This is a genomic window from Pseudomonas sp. D3, assembly GCF_029320995.1.
Taxonomy (GTDB): domain Bacteria; phylum Pseudomonadota; class Gammaproteobacteria; order Pseudomonadales; family Pseudomonadaceae; genus Aquipseudomonas; species Aquipseudomonas paraveronii.
Genome location: NZ_CP119772.1, coordinates 447,579 through 468,109 on the forward strand (window position 1 = coordinate 447,579; position 20,531 = coordinate 468,109).

A 20,531-nucleotide genomic window follows, 5' to 3' on the forward strand; every position below is an offset into this window, starting at 1 on the left:
TCAGCCTTCCCAGCCGACTTGATAGAGCTTGCCGAGGGATTTATCCAGCGCGGCGCGCACCACCGGCGAGTGCTGGTAGATGTCGACGAACTTGATCACCCGTGGGTCGGTTTTGGCTTTCGGCTGGATCACGAACTGGATCACGTATTCCGGGTGGTCGAGGCCGTCGAACAGCAGCGCCGACTCGGCATCGAAGGTCTTGGACAGGCGGATATACGCCGGATAACCCTGCACCAGGTCCGCATCGTCATACGCGCGCACCAACTGCACGGCCTCGACTTGCAGGATTTTGAGCTTCTTCGGGTTGGCGATGATGTCTTCTTCGGTGGCTTTGTAACCCACGCCCGGCTTGAGCGTGATCAGCCCCGCCTTGGCCAGCAATTGCAGGCCGCGCCCGCTGTTGATCGGGTCGTTGGCAATCGCCACGCTGGCGCATTGGGGCAGGTCGTTGAAGGTTTTGAATTTCTTCGAATACAGCCCGACGTTGTTGATGATGCCCGGCGCATACGGCACCAGATCAAACCCGGCGGCGGCCTTGGCGTTTTCCAGGAACGGGATGTGCTGGAAGTAGTTCACGTCGATATCGCCAGCCGCCAGGCTGACGTTGGGCGCGATCCAGTCGGTGAACTCCACCAGCTCGACTTTCAAACCTTGTTTGCCAGCCTCGGCCACAGCGGCTTCCAGGGGAATCGCGAAGGCGGCGGTGGTGCCGACTTTCAGCGGCGCATCGGCGGCGAATACCGCCGAGCTGAACAACCCGAAGGCCAGGGCCAGTGCTTTGACTGGGTTGTTGAGGAATGTCTTTTTCATATTGGATTTCCAGTCATAAGGTATTAGGACCAACAATGCATATCCAATGTGGGAGGGGGCTTGCCCCCGATAGCGGTGGTTCAGTCACCTGATTCGTTGCTGATTCACCGCTATCGGGGGCAAGCCCCCTCCCACATTTTTCGATCAGTGTCGGTAGGTGGAACCGGTGTGTTGTTCGGGTAAGCGGGCGCCGGTGTGAAAGACTTTTTCCCGCAGCGTCCCCGGCTCATATTCGGTTTTGTACGACCCACGCCGCTGCAACTCCGGCACCACCAAGTCGATGAAGTCCACATAGCTTTCCGGCGTGACGATGCGCGTGAGGTTAAAACCATCCAGCCCGGTTTCACCGACCCAGGATTCCAGCTCGTCCGCCACCTGCTCGGGCGAACCGACCAGGGTGATGTAGCGCCCGCCGAGGGCGTGCTGCTCGAGCAATTTGCGCCGGGTCCAATCGTTGTTTTGCAGGTGCTGGGTGGCCGACTGGATCGCATTGCTCTTCACGTACTGGATCGGTTCGTCCAGTTCGTACTGGGAAAAATCGATCGCCGTGGACGCCGAGAAATGCGCCACGCCGGCTTCCGCGCTGGCGTAGCTCAGGTACTCGGCGTGCTTGGCCCAGGCCAGTTCCTCGGTGGCGCCAACGATGACGTTGAGGCCCATGAACACCTTGATGTCGTCCGGGTTGCGCCCGGCCGCCACGGCGCTGGCGCGCACCTTGTCCACCTGCAGCTGGGTGCTGGCCTTGTCCCGCCCGCTGATGAACACGCACTCGGCATGCTGCCCGGCGAACACCAAGCCACGCGCCGAAGTGCCGGCCTGGAACAGCAGCGGTGTGCGTTGCGGCGACGGCTCGCACAGGTGATAACCCTCCACCTGGTAGAACTCACCGTGGTGCTCGACTTTGTGGACCTTGCCCGGCTGCGCATACACCCGCGCCTGCGGATCGTTGAGCACGGCGTCATCTTCCCAACTGCCTTCCCAGAGTTTGTAGAGCACCTCCAGGTATTCGTCGGCCTGGTCGTAGCGCCGGTCATGTTCGACCTGTTCGGTCAGGCCCATGGCCTTGGCGGCGCTGTCGAGGTAGCCGGTGACGATGTTCCAGCCGACCCGGCCACGGCTCAGGTGGTCGAGCGTCGACATGCGCCGGGCGAACAGATACGGCGGCTCGTAGGTCAGGTTGGCGGTCAGGCCGAAGCCGAGGTTTTTGGTCACGGCGGCCATGGCCGAGAGCAGCAGCAACGGGTCGTTGACCGGCAGTTGGATCGACTCTTTGAGCGGCACGTCGACCGATTGCTGGTACACGTCATAGACGCCGACGATATCGGCGATGAACAACCCGTCGAACAGCCCGCGCTCCAGGGTTTGCGCCAGGTCGGTCCAATATTCGAGGGTTTTGTATTGGGTGGACGTGTCCCGTGGGTGCGTCCACAAGCCGTGATTGATATGCCCGATGCAGTTCATGTTGAAGGCATTGAGCAGGATTTTTTTCTTCGCCATTCAGAGGGTCCCCCGCAGTGGCGGTTTCTCATCGTTGAGGTAGTAATTGCCGACGGCGTGGTACTTCCAGCGCACCGGGTCGTGCAGGGTATGCACGCGGGCGTTGCGCCAGTGGCGATCGAGGCCATGCTCGGCCAGGGTCGCCTGGCTGCCGGCGAGTTCGAACAGGGTGCTGCCGGCCGCCAGGGAAATGTCGGTACTCAGGGCGCGCACTTCGGCGACCGCGATCGAGGCGGCGGCCACGGTCTGGGCGTTGCTGTCGGCCTGGGCGCGGTCGAGAAACTCACCCGCGCGTTCCAGCAAGGCTTCGGCGGCGTGCAGGCGGATGCTCAAGTGGCCGAAGCTCTTCAGCGTCAGCGGGTCTTCGCTGGCTTTGTCGTGGCCGGAGTCGATCCACGGGCGGGTCTTGGTGCGTACAAAGTGCAGCGCATCCTCGAAGGCGGCGCGGGCGATGCCGGTGTCGATGGCGGCGTGGAGGATCTGCGCCAGCGGGCCGACCGTGGTCGGGCGTTCGAAAGCGCTCTGGAACGGGATCACGTCGTGCGCCGCGACCCACACGTTGTCGAACACCACCGAACCGCTGCCGGTGGTGCGCTGGCCGAAGCCGCTCCAGTCGTCGATCACCGTCAGGCCCGGGCTGTCGCGCGGCACGAAGGCCAGGTGCTGGATACCGTGTTCATCCACCACGGACGTCGGGATGCGCTGGGCGTAGATCGCGCCCGTGGCGTAGAACTTGCGGCCGCTGATCCGAAAACCGTCGCCGTCGCGGGTGATAGCGGTCACGCGGTCATGGGCGGTCTTGGTGCCCAGTTCCGCCAGGGCATTGCCGAAGCGTTGGCCGGCGAGTACTTCGGCGTACAGGCGTTGTTGCTGCGCGGGGCTGCCGTTCACGCGCAGCACGTCGAGGGCGTAGAAATGATTTTGCGGGATCTGGCCCAGCGAGGCATCCGCCTGGGCGATCAGCGCAATGACCTTGGCCAGGTTGACGTTGGACACGCCGGCGCCGCCGTAGGCTTTCGGCACACTGATGCCCCACAGGCCGGAGCGGGAAAATACGTCCAGTTCGGGCAGCGGCAGGCGGCGCTCGCGGTCGCGTTGGGCGCTGTCGCGGCGCAAGTCGTCGGCCAGGTCACTGGCGACAATGAGGGCTTGTTCGTCGCTGGTGATAACCGCGACGTGGTGAGAAAGAGTCATGCGTATTTCTCCAGAGGTCTGGTCGGTTAAATCCAGGAGTGGCGAGCCGGCAACGTGCCGTTCAGGCGATAAGCGCCCACTGCGTGATACTTCCAGCGCACCGGGTCGTGCAGGGTGTGGACCCGTGCATTGCGCCAGTGGCGGTCGAGGTTGAATTCGGCGAGGGTGGCGCGGCTGCCGGCCAGTTCGAAGAGCTTTTCGCTGACCAGCAGAGACACTTCAGTGGTCAACACCTTGGCCTCGGCCACGGCAATCGAAGCGCGTGCGGCGGATTGCGCGGTAATCGGCGCGGCGCTGACCTGGTCCAGCACCTGGCCGGCCTTGCGCAGCAGCGCTTCGGCGGCGTGCAGTTCGATCTTCAGCTTGCCGATATCGGCGATCACATACAGGTCATCGCTGGCGCGTTCGACCTTGGCGTCGATCCATGGGCGTGAGCGTTCGCGGACGAACGCAATGGCGTCATCCAGCGCACCACGGGCGATGCCGGCGTCGATGGCGGCCTGGATCAACTGCGAGACCGCGCCCTGGATATTCGGGCTTTCGCCGAGGCGCCAGTTTTCGACCACCAGCTCTGCATCCACCGGCACCCGGTCGAGCAGCACGGTGCCGCTGGCGGTGGTGCGTTGGCCGAAACCGGACCAGTCATCGACGATGCGCAGCCCTTGCGTGCCACGGCGCACAAACGCCATGACCTGCTTACCGTCATCGTTCAGCGCCTTCACCGCGACCCAATGGGCAAACAGTGCCCCGGTGGAGTAGAACTTCTCGCCGCTGATCACGTAACCGTCGCCTTCGGCGCTGATCCGCGCCTTGAGCTCCAGGGTGTTTTTGGTGCCGCGTTCCGGGCCGCCGTTACCGATGCGCCAGCCGTCGAGCACGCTTTGGAACAGCTGTTTTTTCTGGCGTTCGGTGGCGGCGCCCTGCAGCAGGTGCAGGATGCCGAAATGGTTCTGCGGGATCTGCCCGAGTGCCGGGTCGGCCGCGCTGATGATCGCGAAGACGTCGGCCAGGGTGGTGAACGACACCTGCGGGCCGCCGTACTCGCGGGGAATGGAAATACTGCCCAGCCCGCTGCGGGTGAACTGCTCGATCTGCGCCCATGGCAGCTTGCGCAGTTGGTCGCGTTTGGCGGCCTGCACGCGCGCGGCCTGGGCCAGCTCGTGGGCCGCGCTCAGCGCTTGGGCGTCGTCGCGCAGCACAGCGGCCGGCAACAGCAGGGGGGCTACGTCCAGATCACGCTGGGGGGGTGTTAGAGCCAAATTAGACATCAGCGCCGCTCCTTGGCTGCACGTAATGCCCTGGCGTTCTGCACCGGGGTAATTCTGACCATACCGACCTCGCATTCAATGAAATGAAAACAAAACAATCAGGAGTGTCCGGTGGTCCGGTGTATATACCCTAAGCGTGTTAAATTTATAAATAAACTAACTTTTAGGAATATGCATAGAAGGGCCGTTACCCACGTTTCAGGGGCGACGCGGTTGATAGACCGGCGCGGCGCTGGCCGGGCGCTTCGGCGCCGCTGGCACATAGGCGGCGATGCGCAATGTGCGGGCCGGCGCCCAGCGTGAGTTATTGCCCACGCGATCGAGAATGCAGTACGTGACCTCCAGCCGGCTGTCGTCGCCGGCTTCGATAATGATCGCCGAGGGCACCCACACCTGCACCGTAATGCCGACGGTTTTGGCCTGGATTTTCGGCAGGTCCAGGCGCACATCGCCCCAGCGCAGGGTGATGGCGTCGCCGCTGGTCATGTTCAGGTAGGGTTCGATGGTCAGCGGAATGCCGCGCCGCACCTGGCTGCTGTTGACGCCGTAGCGACGAATCATGTCGGGCAGGCCCACGGGGGCGAGGTTCTGGTTTTCGTCGCGGTACAGCGCGCTCGGTTGGCCGCCGGGGTAGTTGGTCTTGACCCGCACCGTGGTCACGGCTGAGCGCGCGGGGCCGTGGCCGATCTGCATGACCTGGTAGTGAACCCGCGCATCGCCGTCCTGCACAAAACTTTCCGGCACCCGCAGTTGGGTGGCGGTGCCGACCTTGCACGCGGTGACGCGCCGTGAGTCGGCAAAGCAGTTGTTCCAGAACAGCTCGATCAGGTCACCCTCGTCCATGCCGGGGTAGGGCGCGATGTTGACTTGCAGTTGTGTCGCCGCCAGGGCATTGATGCCATTGCGAAGCGCCTGGGGCAGGGTCGGGGCAGTGAGCAGGGCCGGGGTTGCGGTGCGCGTCATAGTAATCTCCTTGATGCAGCCAGCAGCAATCGTTCCGGACCCTTGGCGCGGGAACGCGACGGGGCCGAAAGGAACGATTCAGTGAAAAGCCGGGATAGGATCCAATCCTCTGGGCGCTAGATAAGAGCGTTGGCCGGAGGGCGTCAATGGCGGCAAAAGGCTAAACGGCGGGTTTGGGAAGATTCAGAACGGTCTGACCGGGAGGGGGCATTTTAAGGGCAGTGCGGGGGGGTGTTTTACTTAGGCAGGCCGGGCGTTCTTGTAGGGTGGGAGCGGGCTCCCACCCTAGCGTTGCACCGCGTTAATGCGCGAGAAACTTGCTCAGGAACTGCTTCGTGCGTTCTTCCTTGGGGTTGGCGAACAACGCCTTGGCCTCACCTTGTTCAACGATCACTCCCTTGTCGAAGAAGATCACCCGGTTGGCGACGTCCCGGGCAAAACTCATTTCGTGGGTGACGATCACCATGGTGCGGTTTTCTTCGGCGAGGCTGCGAATGGTCGCCAGCACTTCGCCCACCAGTTCCGGGTCGAGGGCCGAGGTGGGTTCGTCGAACAGAATCACTTCCGGCTCCATGGCCAACGCCCGGGCAATCGCCACGCGCTGTTGCTGGCCGCCGGAGAGGCGCCGTGGGTAGGCGTCCTCCTTACCGGCCAGGCCGACCCGGGCCAACAGCTTGCGGCCCAGGGCGGTCGCCGCCTCGCGGGGCATCTTCTTGACCACGATCGGGCCTTCGATGACGTTTTCCAGCGCGGTGCGGTGCGGGAACAGGTTGAAGTTCTGGAACACAAAACCCACGTGCTGGCGCAGGCGCCGCACCAGGCCTTGTTGCTGATTGAGCGGCTTGCTGCTGTCGATCTCGATGTCACCGACCTTGATCCGACCGCTGGTGGGGGTTTCGAGGAAGTTCAGGCAGCGCAGGAAGGTGGTCTTGCCGGAGCCGCTGGGGCCGATGATGGCGACGACTTCGCCTTCCTTGACCTCCAGGTCGATGCCGTTGAGCACCACCTGGCCGTTGAATTGTTTGGTCAGTTTTTCAACCACGATCATGCTTCAAGACTCCAGGTCATGCCGGTTGACCCGGTCTTCCAGACGATTTTGAAAATACGCCAGGATACTTGCCAGGACCCAGTAGATCAGGGCTGCGGACAGATACATGGTGAAGATTTCGAAGGTACGCGCCGAGACCAGTTGCGCCTGGCGGAACAGCTCGGGCACTTGGATGGTGGCGGCCAGCGCCGTGTCCTTGACCAACGAAATAAAGCTGTTGCCCAGCGGCGGCAATGCGGTACGCATCGCTTGCGGCAGGATGGCCCGGCGCAGGGTCTGCGCGCGGGTCATGCCGATACTGGCAGCGGCTTCCCACTGGCCGCGCTCGATGGACGAGATGGCGGCCCGCAGGATTTCACAGGCGTAGGCGGCCATGTTCAGCGAGAAGCCGATCATGGCGGCCGGGATCGGGTCCAGCTCGATGCCCACTTGCGGCAAGCCGTAGTAGATCAGGAACAGCTGCACCAGCAGGGGCGTACCGCGAAAGAACGACACGTAGACGCGAGCGATCCAGCGCAGCAGCATGAAGCGCGACAGGCGCATCAAGGCCAGGCCGAAGCCCAGCAGCAAGCCGAAAAACATCCCGCCGAGGCTGAGGATTACCGTGAAATACGCGCCCTTGAGCAGAAAGGGCGCGGAGTCCAGTGCGAGTTGGAAACCTGCTTCCATTATTGAGTGACGTCAGCGTTGAAGTACTTCTCGGACAGCTTCTTCAAGGTGCCGTCGGCGCGCAGGTTGTCGAGCGCTTTGTTCACTGCCTCGAGCAATTCAGGCTCGCCTTTGCGCAGGGCAATACCGGCTTCCTGGCGGGAGAAGGCGTCGCCGGCAGCGGCGGTGTCCTTGGCTTTCTTGGCGTATTCCAGCGCGGCCAGGCGGTCGATCAGAATCGCGTCGATGCGGCCGATGCGCAGGTCCTGGAACTTGGTGGGGTCATCGTTATAGGTCTTGATGATGGCTTTGGGCTGATTGTCCTTGAGCCATTGTTCGTAGTTGGTGCCCAGGCCCACACCGACTTTCTTGCCGGCCAGGTCGGCGGCGGTCTTGATGGTGTCGACGTTTTTGGCCAGGGTCAGGGCCTGGATACCGGAGACGGTGTAAGGCTTGGAGAAGTCGTACTTCTTCTTGCGCTCGTCGGAGATGGTGACTTGGTTGACGACGGCATCCAGGCGCTTGGATTCCAGGGCGGCGAGGATACCGTCCCATGGCGTGGCTTGCAGTTTGACCTTGACGCCCAGCTCCTTGGCCAGCGCTTCCGACAACTCAACCTCGAAACCGCTGAGCTTGCCGCTTTCGTCGACAAAGCTGAACGGTGGGTAGGTGCCTTCGAGACCGATCTTGATCTCACCGGCTTTCTTGATGTTGCCCAACTGTTCGCCAGCCACGGCCTGGCCCAACCAACCAGCGCCGAGGGCCAGGCCCAGTGTGCCGACCAGCAATGTGCGACGGAATACAGAAATAGTCATGAAGAGCCCCTGTGTTGTTATGTTGAGCGAAGCAGGTGACGCGGTAGGCGTATCCTGCCTTAAAGCGCGTAGCGCGTCTTCGCTTACGGCGCGATGATAAAGCCGGTTTTTAAGACTTGAAAATAATATAAATCTAAATTTATATTCTATTTTTGAATATGTACTGAATCCAATGTGGGAGGCGGCTTGCCCCCGATAGGGCCGAGTCAGTTTATGCATGTATCACTGACCCACCGCTATCGGGGGCAAGTCGAATCGTCGCACCGCCCCTCCCACATGTTGATCCCTGTTTATTCAGTTAAATACGGCGTTGTAAGCAAACAACGCCGGCGCGCCGCCGGTATGCAGGAAAATGATTGGGCCATCCTCAAAGCGCTGACGCCCGATACCGTCCAGCAAGCCGGCCATGGCCTTGCCCGTGTAGACCGGGTCCAGCAGCAAGCCTTCCTGGCTCGCCAATAGCTTGACCGCTGAAAGGGTGCCGGCGTTCGGTTCGCCATAACGCGGGCCGAAGTATTCGTCCCACAGGATCACCTTGAAGGCCTCGGGGATGTCCACACCGAGCAACGCGGCGGTGCGTTCGGCCAGGCCCTGCACTTTTGGGAACTGCGCTTCTTCAGTGCGCGATACGGTGATGCCGATCACTGGCAACTGCGGCAGCACTTCGCTCAACGCCAGGGCCAGGCCGCTGTGGGTGCCCGCACTGCCCGAGGCCAAGACCACGGCGGCAAATTCAATCCCGCTGTCTTCGATCTGCGCGGCCAGTTCCAACCCGGCCCGCACATAGCCCAGGGCGCCGAGCGCATTGGAGCCGCCGATGGGCACCAGATATGGCTTCTTGCCGTTGCTGCGCAGGCGATCGGCGATGGCGTTGAGCTGGTCGTCGACGTTGTCGAGGTTCTCCACCAACTCGACCTTGGCGTCGAACAGCTCTAGCAGCAGACGGTTGCCGTTGCCCAGATAGTTGGGGTCTTCGGTGCCGGTGGGGTTTTCCAGCAGGGCGACGCAGCCCAGGCCCAGCTTGGCGGCCAGGGCGGCGGTCTGGCGCACGTGGTTGGACTGGATGGCGCCGGCGGTCACCAGGGTGTCGGCGCCCTGGGCGATGGCATCGGCCGCCAGGTATTCGAGTTTGCGCAGCTTGTTGCCGCCCATGGCCAGCGGCGTGGTGTCGTCGCGCTTGACGTAGATATCCCTGCCCAGCCAGGTCGACAGCCGCTCGAGTTTTTCCAGGGCGGTGGCGCCGCCCAGCAGTTCCAGACGGTTAAAGCGGTCGAGCTGTTGTTTGATCATGGCTACGCACGGTGGCTAAGTGATGGGGCGACTATAGGCAGGCACTTTTCATCGGGCAACCGCCAATCGCTTATCCTCGATGGTTCTTAGCATTGCACCATTGGTTCTTAAGGGCGCCCAGGGTGCCTATCGTAAAGTGATGGCCATTTTGTCAGGAGTGAATACCGTGAGTGAGCGTTCCAGTCATTGGCAATTACCCACCATCGTCAGCCAATTGCGCAGCGCGCGGGACCAGTGGCGAACGCGCAATGGCCGCATGAGTGGTGAGCACGGCGGTCGCGAGTTGCCCTCGCGCGAGGCCGTTGGGCAGATCCTTGAAGCGCTGTGCGGCGCACTGTTTCCGATGCGTCTGGGGCCGGTGGACCTGCGTGAAGAAAGTGAAGACTTCTACGTCGGCCACACCCTCGACGTCGCCTTGAATGCCTTGCTCGCCCAGGCGCGCCTGGAGCTGCGCTACGCCGCGCGCCAGGGCGGCCAGGATGACAGCGCGGTCGACGCCCACGCCATCCGTCTGATCCAGGATTTCGCCCTGGCCTTGCCGTCCCTGCGCAGCCTGTTGGACACCGATGTGCTGGCTGCCTACCACGGCGACCCGGCCGCGCGCAGTGTGGATGAAGTGCTGCTGTGCTATCCGGGCATTCTGGCGGTGATTCACCATCGCCTGGCCCACCATCTGTACCGCGCCGGCCTGCCGTTGTTGGCGCGCATCAGCGCAGAGATCGCCCACTCGGCCACGGGCATCGACATACACCCCGGCGCGCAGATCGGCCCGAGTTTCTTTATCGACCATGGCACGGGTGTGGTGATTGGCGAAACCGCGATCATCGGCGAGCGCGTGCGTATCTACCAGGCGGTGACGTTGGGGGCTAAGCGCTTCCCGGCGGATGAGGACGGGCAATTGCAGAAAGGCCATCCGCGGCATCCGATTGTCGAGGATGACGTGGTGATCTATGCCGGGGCGACGATCCTCGGGCGGATCACCATCGGCAAGGGCTCGACCATTGGCGGCAACGTGTGGCTGACCCGCAGCGTGCCAGCGGGGGCGAACATCACGCAGGCGAATCTGCAGCATGACGACGGCACCCAAAAGTAGCGCACACCCTTAAACATCACACCAAACCCTGTGGGAGGGGGCTTGCCCCCGATAGCGGTGGACCCGTCAATGCTTGTGCTGGCTGACCCACCGCCATCGTGGGCAAGCCCCCTCCCACAGGTTGACTGCATTTCAAATGTGAGCCGTATTGCAGTCTGCAACCGCTGGATGATTTACCTCGCCCAAATGTCATACCAATCCTTGAGCATTAGTTCCAAACCGCCTATCCATGTTCAATTTGAACGTTCGTTCATCAGCATGACGACGGCACTCAAAAGTAGCGCACACCCTTAAACATCACACCAAACCCTGTGGGAGGGGGCTTGCTCCCGATAGCGGTGGACCCGTCAATGCCTGTGCTGGCTGACCCACCGCCATCGGGGGCAAGCCCCCTCCCACAGGTTGACTGCATTTCAAATGTGAGCCGTATTGCAGTCTGCAACCGCTGGATGATTTACCTCGCCCAAATGTCATACCAATCCTTGAGCATTAGTTCCAAACCGCCTATCCATGTTCAATTTGAACGTTCGTTCATCAGCATGACGACGGCACTCAAAAGTAGCGCACACCCTTAAACATCACACCAAACCCTGTGGGAGGGGGCTTGCTCCCGATAGCGGTGGACCCGTCAATGCTTGTGCTGGCTGACCCACCGCCATCGGGGGCAAGCCCCTCCCACAGGTTGACTGCATTTCAAATGTGAGCCGTATTGCAGTCTGCAACCGCTGGATGATTTACCTCGCCCAAATGTCATACCAATCCTTGAGCATTAGTTCCAAACCGCCTATCCATGTTCAATTTGAACGTTCGTTCATCAGCATGACGACGGCACTCAAAAGTAGCGCACACCCTTAAACATCACACCAAACCCTGTGGGAGGGGGCTTGCTCCCGATAGCGGTGGACCCGTCAATGCTTGTGCTGGCTGACCCACCGCCATCGGGGGCAAGCCCCTCCCACAGGTTGACTGCATTTCAAATGTGAGCCGTATTGCAGTCTGCAACCGCTGGATGATTTACCTCGCCCAAATGTCATACCAATCCTTGAGCATTAGTTCCAAACCGCCTATCCATGTTCAATTTGAACGTTCGTTCATCAGCATGACGACGGCACTCAAAAGTAGCGCACACCCTTAAACATCACACCAAACCCTGTGGGAGGGGGCTTGCTCCCGATAGCGGTGGACCCGTCAATGCCTGTGCTGGCTGACCCACCGCCATCGGGGGCAAGCCCCCTCCCACAGGTTGACTGCATTTCAAATGTGAGCCGTATTTCAGCCAGCAACCGCTGAACGATTTGCCTCGCCCAAGCGTCATACCAATCCTTGAGCCAGTGTAGGAATCATCTACCACTCAGCCCTGCGATTAGTCCAAAACCGCCTATCCATGTTTAACTTGAACGCTCGTTCAAGTTAAATCGGTGGTTCGCTGCCCGCTCACAACAGGAGGCTTACCTTTGCTGAGTCCGTTATACACAGCCACATCTCACACCCCCGGGGTGCATCGTTCATGAGTGCGCCGACCACCCCACCCAGCGGTCTGGTGCGCATGAATGCGCCCGTGTTCTATTTCGCCGCAAGTTTCATCCTGCTGTTTGGCATCACCGTTATTGCAATCCCGCAACAGGCTGGTGCCTGGCTGCTGGCGGCGCAAAACTGGGCGGCCAATACGGTCGGCTGGTACTACATGCTCGCGATGACCCTGTATCTGGTCTTCGTGGTGGTCACCGCGCTATCGGGCTACGGCAAGATAAAACTCGGTGCCGACCACGACGAGCCCGAATTCAGTTACCTGTCCTGGGCCGGCATGCTGTTCGCCGCCGGGATCAGCATCACGCTGTTTTTCTTCTGCGTCTCCGAGCCGCTCACGCACCTGGTGCAACCGCCCCAGGGCGCGGCGATGAACGCCGACGCTGCACGCCAGGCCATGCAGATCCTGTTTCTGCACTGGGGCCTGCACGGTTGGGGTGTGTTCGCCTTCGTCGGCATGGCCCTGGCGTACTTCGCCTACCGGCATAACCTACCGCTGGCGTTGCGTTCGGCGCTGTACCCGCTGATCGGCAAGCGCATCAACGGCCCGATCGGCTACGCCGTGGACGGCTTCGGCATCATCGCCACGGTGTTCGGTCTCGGTGCTGACATGGGCTTCGGTGTGCTGCACCTCAACTCCGGTCTCGATTACCTGTTTGGCATTGCCCACACCCAGTGGATTCAGGTGGGCTTGATCACCCTGATGATGGGCGCGGCGATCCTGGTGGCGGTGGCCGGTGTGGACAAGGGCGTGCGCGTGATGTCCGACATCAACATGCTGCTGGCCTGTGCGCTGCTGCTGTTCGTGCTGTTCGCCGGGCCCACCCAGCACTTGCTCAACACCCTGATCCAGAACATCGGTGACTACCTCGGCGCGCTGCCGACCAAGAGTTTCGACGTGTACGCCTACGACAAGCCGAGCGACTGGCTGGGGGGCTGGACGGTGTTCTATTGGGCCTGGTGGATTGCATGGTCGCCGTTCGTGGGCCTGTTTATCGCGCGCATTTCCCGTGGCCGTACCATCCGCGAGTTCGTGTTCGGCGTGCTGCTGATCCCGCTGGGTTTCACCCTGGCGTGGATGTCGATCTTCGGCAACAGCGCCATCGACCAGGTGCTCAATCACGGGTTGACCGCGCTCGGCCAGTCGGCCATCGATGACCCGTCGATGAGCCTCTACCTGCTGCTGGAAACCTACCCGTGGAGCAAGACGGTGATCGCGGTCACGGTGTTTATCAGCTTCGTGTTCTTCGTCACCTCCGCCGACTCCGGCACTGTGGTGCTCTCCACCCTGTCGTCCAAAGGCGGCAACGCCGATCAAGACGGGCCGAAGTGGCTGCGGGTGTTCTGGGGCGCGATGACCGCGCTGGTGACCAGTGCCTTGCTGTTTGCCGGGAGCATCGATTCGCTGAAGTCGGCGGTGGTGCTGACCTCGCTGCCGTTCTCGTTGATCCTGCTGCTGATGATGTGGGGGCTCCACAAGGCCTTCTACCTCGAATCGCAGAAGCAGATCGCCCAGTTGCATTCGTTGGCCCCGGTGTCGGCCACGGGCAAGGGCCGTGGCGGCTGGCGCCAGCGTTTGAGCCAGGCGGTGCATTTCCCGTCGCGCGATGAGGTGTATCGCTTCCTTGAGTCGACGGTGCGCCCGGCGATTGAAGAAGTGACCGCCGTGTTCGTCGAGAAGGGCCTGAGTGTGGTGACCCAGCCTGACCCGTCCAACGACAGCGTCAGCCTGGAAATCGGCCATGGCGAAGAGCACCCTTTCGTCTACCAGGTGCAAATGCGCGGCTATTTCACACCGTCGTTTGCCCGTGGCGGCATGGGCTCCAAGGAGCTCAACAACCGTCGCTACTACCGGGCAGAAGTGCACTTGAGCGAGGGCAGCCAGGACTACGATCTGGTGGGCTACACCAAGGAGCAGATCATCAACGACATCCTCGACCAGTACGAGCGCCACCTGCAGTTCCTGCACTTGGTGCGGTGACGTCCAAGGCCCTGTTCCCGAGTGGGCAGGGCTCGCTTCACTTCACGCCAAGCCCCGTAATGCGGGGCTTTCTTAAATTTAATTTCATGTGCCCCAACCGCGTTTTGACGCGCAACTGTCATCTGGCCACTGCGTAATTGTGTGAAGCGTTTGACGCTTTCATTTCAGAACAGTGACGGAGACCGGTAACAATGAAGACGTTATTAAGCCCCATGGTGGGTGTCGCCATGGCGAGCTTTATGCTGTCCGCCCATGCCGATTTTATCGATGACAGCCACGCCGATGTGACCCTGCTCAACCGCTATCTCAACCAGCAGGGGCGTGACGTGGTCGGCAGCAACGCCAAGGCCCATAGCATTCGTGATTGGGGCCAGGGTTTCGAGTTCAACTTCAAGTCCGGCTACACCGAGGGCCCCGTGGGTTTCGGCCTCGACTTGCAGGCGTTCTACGGTTTGAAACTGGACTCCGGCGGCGACCTCAATGACAAAGACCACCAGGGCCGCTACCCCGGCAGCATGTTCCCGCTGGACAACGGCAAATCCGCTGACCAGTTCGGCGTGCTGAGCCCAACGTTCAAGACGCGCTTCGCCAAGGATGAACTGCGGATCGGTACGCTGTATGGCAACAACCCGGTGCTGGCCAACACCGACGGCCGCCTGTACCAGCAGACCAACACCGGTGTGCAACTGGTCTCCAAGGACCTCACCGACTTCACCTTCACCGGTGGCGATATCTTCAAGACCAAGATCCGCAATGAAACCGGCGACCAGGGCATGATCACCGCCGGCGGCACCAAGGAGAGCGATCGCTTCCTCTTCGGCGGTGCCGACTACACCGGCTTGCCGGGCACCACCGTCAGCCTGTGGTATTCCAACCTTGAGGATTACTACCAACAGTTCTTCCTCGGTGCCAAGCGCCATGACGCCTTGTCGGTCGGTGCGATCGACACCGATGTGCGTATGTTCCGCAGCCTGGGGGTGGGCGGTAACGCCGATGGCGACAAGAATTATTCGGCAGCGGGTGTCTATGGCGATGGCGTGAACAAGGGCCGCATCAACCAGTCCACCGTCAGCCTGTTGGAAAGCTACAGCCTGGACGGTCACACCGTCGGTCTCGGCATCCAGAAAAACAGCGGCAGCAGCGACTTCCCGTACCTGGATTCCGGCCTGAACAGCGGCGACAACCGTCAGGGCCCAGGCTCAGGTGCCGACACCCCGGCGCTGACCAACATGCAGTTGAACAAATTCCAGCACGCCGGCGAACGCACCTGGCTGGCGCAGTATAAATATGACTTCGGCAAACTGGGCCTCAACGGTCTGACATTCTCCGCCGCCTATGCCCATGGCGATGACATCCGCACCGCACAGGGCACTACCAGCGAATGGGAACGCAACGTTGCCGTGGCCTACCAAGTGCCGACCGGCACCCTCAAGGGCCTGGGCGTGACCTGGAAAAATGCCCACGCCAGCCCGGACATTACCGGTGCCACCGTGCAGGATGAAAACCGCTTTTATGTCAGCTATGTCGTTCCACTTTGGTAGGCGTTTGCTGTAAAACGGAAGGGCAACGTTAAGCGATTCAGCTGCTTAAAAGGCCTGGGAATAGGCTTATTCCCAGGCCTTATTTGCCCCCGTCCAAGAGAGGATTCGATGACTTATATCGCTGCCGAAAACCGCTATGAATCTATTCCTTATCGCCGCGTCGGCCGCAGTGGCTTGGTGCTGCCGGCGCTGTCCCTGGGGCTGTGGCACAACTTTGGCGACAGCACTCCGATTGATACCCAGCGCGCCCTGCTGCGCACCGCGTTCGACTTAGGCATCAACCACTTCGACCTGGCCAACAACTATGGCCCGCCGTATGGCAGCGCCGAGATCAACTTCGGGCGTTTGCTGCGCGAAGACTTCAAGCACTACCGCGACGAATTGATCATCTCCAGCAAGGCCGGCTGGGACATGTGGCCCGGCCCATATGGCCAGGGCGGCGGTTCGCGCAAATACATCCTGGCGAGCCTGGACCAGAGCCTGCAACGCCTGGGCGTCGACTACGTGGATATTTTCTATTCGCACCGCTTCGACGCCGACACACCCCTGGAAGAAACCGCCAGCGCCCTTGCCACCGCCGTGCAACAAGGCAAGGCGTTGTACATTGGTATTTCCTCCTACTCCGGGGTGAAAACCCGCGAAATCGCAGCCCTGCTCAACGAGTGGAAAGTCCCGCTGCTGATCCACCAACCGGCCTACAACCTGCTCAACCGCTGGGTGGAAAAAGACCTGCTCGACACCACCGAAGCCCTCGGTGCCGGGGTGATCGCGTTCACGCCGTTGGCCCAGGGGCTGTTGACCGACAAGTACCTCAATGGTGTGCCGGCCGATGCGCGGGTGAATCGCCCCGGTGGCGGTTCGTTGCAGGCCAAGCACCTGTCCGAAGCCAACATCGCTCACGTGCGTGCGCTGAATGAAATCGCCAAGCGCCGCGGCCAAAGCCTGGCCCAACTGGCCTTGGCCTGGACCCTGCGTGACCCACGGGTGACCAGTGCGCTGATCGGCGCGAGCCGGCCGGAGCAGATTATTGAAAACGTCGGGGCGCTGAAGAACCTGAGTTTCACCGTCGAGGAACTGGCGGAGATCGATCGGTTTGCGCTGGAAGGCGGGATTAACTTGTGGGAAAAGCCATCGACGGCTGAATAACCTGGCAGCACACAGTCAATGTGGGAGGGGGCAAGCCCCCTCCCACATTTGATTTTCAGTGTGGCGACTCTCGTGTTCGGCTCAGAACGGCACATCCCCCAAAATCGTCGCCCGGTGCATCACCCGCCGCTGCGGCCGGTAGTCATCCACCGCGTAATGCTGGGTGACGCGGTTATCCCAGAACGCCACGTCATTCTCCTGCCAGCACCAGCGAATCGTGAACTCCGGGCGTGTCGCGTGGGCGAACAGCAGCTTCAAGATCGCCTCGCTTTCCGCCGGTTCCAGTTCATTGATTTTGGTGGTGAAGCCCTCGCTGACAAACAGCGACTTGCGCCCGCTTACCGGGTGGGTGCGCACCACCGGGTGCGTCAGCGGTGGGTTCTTCTTGCGGGTTTCTTCCCAGCGCGCCAGGTCTTCGGCAGTGTTGCCAAAGCGCTCCAGCGGGAAGGATTTGATGAAGTCGTGCGTGGCGGTGAGCCCATCGAGCAGCCCCCTCAACGGCTCGGACAGGGCCGCATACGCGGCAATCCCGCTGGCCCACAACGTGTCGCCACCAAACGCCGGCAGCAACTTGGCACTCAGCACCGCACCGAGGGCCGGAGTCGGCAGGAAGGTCACGTCGGTGTGCCATACGGCGTTGTCACGCACGTCGGTGACGGCGGTGTCGAGGATCAGTACTTCGGGCTGTTCCGGCACGTTAGGGTAGATCGGATGAATGTGCAGGTCGCCGAAGTTCGCCGCGAAACGTGCTTGTTGCTGCGGGGTGAGCGGCTGGTCACGGAAGAACAGCACCGAATGGGTGAGCAACGCCTGTTCGATGGCGTCGCGCTGTTCGGGGTTCAGCGGCTGGGTGATATCGACGCCACTGATCTGGGCGCCAAGGGCGGTGCTTAATGGGGTAACGGTCAGGCGGCTCATGGGGTTCTCATCACTCAGTGTGCCTGGCCATGCCACGGCACTAATTTACGCTGCAGGGCACGCAGGCCCATTTCCATGGCGAAGGCGATCAGCGCGATCACCAGAATCCCCAGCACCACCACATCGGTGACCAGGAACTGCGCCGCCGACTGCACCATGAAGCCCAGGCCGCTGGTGGCGGCGATCAGCTCGGCGGCGACCAATGTCGACCAGCCCACGCCCAGCCCGATGCGCACACCGGTGAGGATGTCGGGCAGGGCGCTCGGCAGGATCACGTGGCGAATCAGTTGGGCGCGCGTGGCGCCCAACGACTGCGCGGCACGCAGCTTGGCCGGGTCGACCGTGCGCACGCCGGTCGCGGTGGCGATGGCGATCGGCGCAAAGATCGCCAAGTAGATCAGCAGCACCTTGGACAGCTCGCCGATGCCGCACCAGATCACGATCAGCGGCAGGTAGGCCAGGGGTGGAATCGGCCGGTAGAACTCAATCAGCGGGTCGAGAATGCCCCGGGCGATACGATTCGAGCCGATGGCAATTCCCACCGGCACCGCGGTCAGCACCGCAAAACCCAGGCCCAAGCCGATGCGGCCGAGGCTCGCGCCGAGGTGCTGCCACAAGGTGGAGTCCATGTAGCCCGTGGTCGCCAGCAACCAGCCTTTTTGCAGCACGGCGGACGGCGGTGGCAGGAAGAGCGGTTCGATCAGGCCGCTGGCGGTCACGGCCCACCAGATCGCCAGCAAGGCGATCAGCGTCAGCAGGCTGATCCAGCGTGTGCTGAGGCTGCGCCGCAGCGGGATAACCGCGTGCGCCACCGGCTTGGCGGCCGTGGCGGGAAGTTCGTAGCTGCTCATGCGCACACCTGCCGTTGGGAGAACACTTTGCCCAGCACGTGTTCGCGGGTTTCGATAAAGCGCGGGTCGGATTTGATCGCTCGCGCAGACTCGCCGGCGGCATAGCGCTGGCCGAAATCCAGGTGCAGGCGCTCGACGATCTGACCGGGGTTGGGTGCCAGCAGGATCAAATCGGTGGCGAGAAATACCGCTTCTTCGATGTCGTGGGTAATCAGGAACACCGGCTTGGCCGTGCGCCGCCAGACTTGCAGCAGCAGCTCCTGCATCTGTTCGCGGGTGAACGCATCGAGGGCGCCGAAGGGTTCGTCCATCAGCAGCACACGCGGGTCTGCCGCCAAGGCGCGGGCCAGGCCGACACGTTGCTTCTGGCCGCCGGACAGTTGCCAGATGCGCCGGCTGTCGAAACCGGCCAGGTCCACCAGCGCGAGCATTTCCCGGGCGCGCACTTCGCGTTGCGCCTTGCTCACGCCGGCCAGCTCCAGGCCGAAGCCGACATTGGCCAGCACGTCCTGCCAGGGCAGCAGGGCATCGTCCTGGAACACCACGCCGCGCTCGGCACTCGGGCCTTTGACCGGCACGCCATCGAGGCTGATGCGCCCGGCAGAGGGTTCGACAAAACCGGCAATCAAGTTCAACAGCGACGTCTTGCCACTGCCGGACGGGCCGAGGGCCACCAGCAATTGCTGGGGCCCAAGTTCGAGTGAAATGTCAGACAGTACCGGTTCTGTGGCGCCTGGGTACTGTGCGCTGATGCGCTCCAGTTGTAGCAAGGCCATCGCGATGAACTCCTGATCAGTGGGTAATGAACTTGGCGCTGATATAGGGGGCGTAGTCCGGCAGCACCGCTTCGACCTTGCCTTGTTCCTTGAGGAACGCCGCGGTATCCGTCACTGCCTTGGTGGTTGGCGCGCCCAGCAGGGTCACCTGCTCAGCGGCCAGCGGGTAGACATTGCCTTGCAGCAGCGCAGGGATGTCGCTGGCCTTGGCGCCGGAGAGCTTCACCAGCTTGTCGACGTTGGCTTTGTCGGCGAGCCAGGCTTGTGGGTCTTTGCGGTATGCGGCGTAGGCATCCAGGGTGACTTTGGCGAAAGCGCTGACGATTTCCGGGTGCTTCTCGGCGAAGTCCTTACGCACGATCCACGCGTCGAAGGTCGGCGCGCCGAACGTGGCCAGCTCGCCGGAAGTGATCAGCACCTTGCCGTTTTCCTTGGCCACGCCCAGGGCCGGGTCCCACACGTAGGTGGCGTCGATATCACCGCGCTTCCAGGCGGCGATGATGGCTGGCGGCGCGAGGTTGAGGATGGTCACTTTCGACGGGTCGATGTTCCAGTGCTTCAGCGCGGCCAGCAGGCTGTAGTGGCCGGTGGACACGAACGGCACGGCGACTTTTTTGCCGATCAGGTCCTGCGGGCTGTTGATCCCCGAACCGTTACGCGCCACCAGGGCTTCGGCACCGCCGATCTGGGTGGCGACGAGGAAGGTCTGCACCGGCACTTTGCGCGTGATGGCTGCGGTCAGCGGGCTGGAACCGAGGTAGCCGATCTGCACGTCGCCGGACGCGATGGCGGCGATGATGTCGGCGCCGTTGTCGAATTTGCGCCAGTCGATCTTGGCGTTCGTGGCTTTTTCATACGCACCGTCGGCCTGGGCGACTTTCGCCGGGTCCACGGTGGTCTGGTAGGCGATGGTCACATCCGTCGCCTGGGCAAACAGGCTGGCACCGGCCAGGGACAACGCGGCCAATAGGCGCAGAGGGGTAAGCAGTTTCAAGGGGAAGCTCCTCAATCAGGCCGCCGAGAATCGGCATGTGAGGAGACTAAATGATCTAAGAACTCGAAAATAAATAACTTTTTCGAATTAGCTTATGAGGAGAAGGGTGGAGGGGATTCTTCACCCCAATGAGGGTAAATGTGGGAGGGGGCTTGCTCCCGATGGCGGTGG

At 61.8% G+C, this 20,531-nt stretch carries 17 protein-coding genes; 4 read left to right on the forward strand and 13 right to left on the reverse strand.

The window, feature by feature from the left end; genetic code table 11:
* The 9 genes from P3S72_RS01980 to P3S72_RS02020 form a co-directional block, all read right to left on the reverse strand.
* Complete coding sequence (locus P3S72_RS01980; RefSeq protein ID WP_276195807.1) at positions 1-810, reverse strand: MetQ/NlpA family ABC transporter substrate-binding protein; 810 nt, start codon at positions 808-810, stop codon at positions 1-3.
* Between the two features lie 144 nt (positions 811-954).
* Positions 955-2,307: an LLM class flavin-dependent oxidoreductase gene (locus P3S72_RS01985; RefSeq protein ID WP_276195808.1), complete on the reverse strand. Its 1,353-nt coding sequence runs from the start codon at positions 2,305-2,307 to the stop codon at positions 955-957.
* Entirely contained in the window at positions 2,308-3,501 is a 1,194-nt protein-coding gene (locus P3S72_RS01990) for an SfnB family sulfur acquisition oxidoreductase (RefSeq protein ID WP_276195810.1), read from the reverse strand. It abuts the gene before it with no gap.
* A 26-nt stretch (positions 3,502-3,527) separates the two neighbouring features.
* Positions 3,528-4,769, reverse strand: coding sequence for an SfnB family sulfur acquisition oxidoreductase (locus P3S72_RS01995; protein WP_276195812.1), 1,242 nt, complete (start codon positions 4,767-4,769; stop codon positions 3,528-3,530).
* A gap of 198 nt (positions 4,770-4,967) precedes the next feature.
* On the reverse strand, positions 4,968-5,732 hold the full coding sequence (locus tag P3S72_RS02000) for a hypothetical protein (protein ID WP_276195813.1): 765 nt from the start codon (positions 5,730-5,732) through the stop codon (positions 4,968-4,970).
* A 301-nt stretch (positions 5,733-6,033) separates the two neighbouring features.
* On the reverse strand, positions 6,034-6,780 hold the full coding sequence (tcyN, locus tag P3S72_RS02005; RefSeq protein ID WP_247406662.1) for an L-cystine ABC transporter ATP-binding protein TcyN: 747 nt from the start codon (positions 6,778-6,780) through the stop codon (positions 6,034-6,036).
* Between the two features lie 3 nt (positions 6,781-6,783).
* A complete protein-coding gene (tcyL, locus tag P3S72_RS02010; protein WP_276195814.1) occupies positions 6,784-7,449 on the reverse strand; it encodes a cystine ABC transporter permease in 666 nt (221 codons plus the stop codon).
* The gene (gene tcyJ, locus P3S72_RS02015) at positions 7,449-8,243 is read right to left on the reverse strand and encodes a cystine ABC transporter substrate-binding protein (RefSeq protein WP_276195815.1); all 795 of its coding nucleotides are present in this window, start codon (positions 8,241-8,243) and stop codon (positions 7,449-7,451) included. Before tcyJ ends, tcyL begins: the two co-directional genes overlap by 1 nt.
* Positions 8,244-8,537: 294 nt before the next feature.
* Entirely contained in the window at positions 8,538-9,533 is a 996-nt protein-coding gene (locus tag P3S72_RS02020) for a D-cysteine desulfhydrase (RefSeq protein WP_247406665.1), read from the reverse strand.
* A 166-nt stretch (positions 9,534-9,699) separates the two neighbouring features.
* Here P3S72_RS02020 and epsC point away from each other — a divergent pair, with 166 nt between their 5' ends.
* The 4 genes from epsC to mgrA all read left to right on the forward strand — a co-directional run bounded on the left by epsC (position 9,700) and on the right by mgrA (position 16,821).
* Entirely contained in the window at positions 9,700-10,626 is a 927-nt protein-coding gene (epsC, locus tag P3S72_RS02025) for a serine O-acetyltransferase EpsC (protein WP_253392577.1), read from the forward strand.
* A 1,546-nt stretch (positions 10,627-12,172) separates the two neighbouring features.
* The gene (betT, locus tag P3S72_RS02030) at positions 12,173-14,134 is read left to right on the forward strand and encodes a choline transporter BetT (RefSeq protein ID WP_276197880.1); all 1,962 of its coding nucleotides are present in this window, start codon (positions 12,173-12,175) and stop codon (positions 14,132-14,134) included.
* A gap of 212 nt (positions 14,135-14,346) precedes the next feature.
* Complete coding sequence (locus P3S72_RS02035; protein WP_276197881.1) at positions 14,347-15,675, forward strand: OprD family outer membrane porin; 1,329 nt, start codon at positions 14,347-14,349, stop codon at positions 15,673-15,675.
* A 108-nt stretch (positions 15,676-15,783) separates the two neighbouring features.
* A complete protein-coding gene (gene mgrA / locus P3S72_RS02040) occupies positions 15,784-16,821 on the forward strand; it encodes an L-glyceraldehyde 3-phosphate reductase (protein WP_276195816.1) in 1,038 nt (345 codons plus the stop codon).
* Positions 16,822-16,902: 81 nt separating this feature from the next.
* Here mgrA and tauD read toward each other — a convergent pair whose 3' ends face one another.
* Genes tauD through tauA form a run of 4 tightly spaced genes read right to left on the reverse strand, consistent with a single transcriptional unit; the run spans position 16,903 to position 20,360 of the window.
* The gene (tauD, locus tag P3S72_RS02045) at positions 16,903-17,739 is read right to left on the reverse strand and encodes a taurine dioxygenase (protein ID WP_276195817.1); all 837 of its coding nucleotides are present in this window, start codon (positions 17,737-17,739) and stop codon (positions 16,903-16,905) included.
* 14 nt (positions 17,740-17,753) lie between these two features.
* The gene (gene tauC, locus P3S72_RS02050; RefSeq protein ID WP_253392581.1) at positions 17,754-18,590 is read right to left on the reverse strand and encodes a taurine ABC transporter permease TauC; all 837 of its coding nucleotides are present in this window, start codon (positions 18,588-18,590) and stop codon (positions 17,754-17,756) included.
* Positions 18,587-19,366 carry a taurine ABC transporter ATP-binding subunit gene (gene tauB, locus P3S72_RS02055; protein ID WP_253392582.1) on the reverse strand — a complete coding sequence of 260 codons (780 nt, stop codon included), beginning with the start codon at positions 19,364-19,366 and terminating at the stop codon, positions 18,587-18,589. The genes tauC and tauB overlap by 4 nt, the downstream gene beginning before the upstream one ends.
* Positions 19,367-19,382: 16 nt before the next feature.
* Positions 19,383-20,360, reverse strand: coding sequence for a taurine ABC transporter substrate-binding protein (gene tauA, locus P3S72_RS02060; RefSeq protein ID WP_276195818.1), 978 nt, complete (start codon positions 20,358-20,360; stop codon positions 19,383-19,385).
* Between the last annotated feature and the right edge of the window lie 171 nt (positions 20,361-20,531).

What these genes read in the sequence shown, in the direction of transcription:
- P3S72_RS01980 (WP_276195807.1), bottom strand. Translation starts at nt 810, where the DNA reads ATGAAAAAGACATTCCTCAACAACCCAGTCAAAGCACTGGCCCTGGCC.
- tauD (WP_276195817.1), bottom strand. Translation starts at nt 17,739, where the DNA reads ATGAGCCGCCTGACCGTTACCCCATTAAGCACCGCCCTTGGCGCCCAG.
- P3S72_RS01990 (WP_276195810.1), bottom strand. Translation starts at nt 3,501, where the DNA reads ATGACTCTTTCTCACCACGTCGCGGTTATCACCAGCGACGAACAAGCC.
- tcyN (WP_247406662.1), bottom strand. Translation starts at nt 6,780, where the DNA reads ATGATCGTGGTTGAAAAACTGACCAAACAATTCAACGGCCAGGTGGTG.
- mgrA (WP_276195816.1), top strand. Translation starts at nt 15,784, where the DNA reads ATGACTTATATCGCTGCCGAAAACCGCTATGAATCTATTCCTTATCGC.
- betT (WP_276197880.1), top strand. Translation starts at nt 12,173, where the DNA reads ATGAATGCGCCCGTGTTCTATTTCGCCGCAAGTTTCATCCTGCTGTTT.
- P3S72_RS01995 (WP_276195812.1), bottom strand. Translation starts at nt 4,769, where the DNA reads ATGTCTAATTTGGCTCTAACACCCCCCCAGCGTGATCTGGACGTAGCC.
- tauC (WP_253392581.1), bottom strand. Translation starts at nt 18,590, where the DNA reads ATGAGCAGCTACGAACTTCCCGCCACGGCCGCCAAGCCGGTGGCGCAC.
- tcyL (WP_276195814.1), bottom strand. Translation starts at nt 7,449, where the DNA reads ATGGAAGCAGGTTTCCAACTCGCACTGGACTCCGCGCCCTTTCTGCTC.
- tauB (WP_253392582.1), bottom strand. Translation starts at nt 19,366, where the DNA reads ATGGCCTTGCTACAACTGGAGCGCATCAGCGCACAGTACCCAGGCGCC.
- tcyJ (WP_276195815.1), bottom strand. Translation starts at nt 8,243, where the DNA reads ATGACTATTTCTGTATTCCGTCGCACATTGCTGGTCGGCACACTGGGC.
- P3S72_RS02000 (WP_276195813.1), bottom strand. Translation starts at nt 5,732, where the DNA reads ATGACGCGCACCGCAACCCCGGCCCTGCTCACTGCCCCGACCCTGCCC.
- P3S72_RS02020 (WP_247406665.1), bottom strand. Translation starts at nt 9,533, where the DNA reads ATGATCAAACAACAGCTCGACCGCTTTAACCGTCTGGAACTGCTGGGC.
- P3S72_RS02035 (WP_276197881.1), top strand. Translation starts at nt 14,347, where the DNA reads ATGGTGGGTGTCGCCATGGCGAGCTTTATGCTGTCCGCCCATGCCGAT.
- P3S72_RS01985 (WP_276195808.1), bottom strand. Translation starts at nt 2,307, where the DNA reads ATGGCGAAGAAAAAAATCCTGCTCAATGCCTTCAACATGAACTGCATC.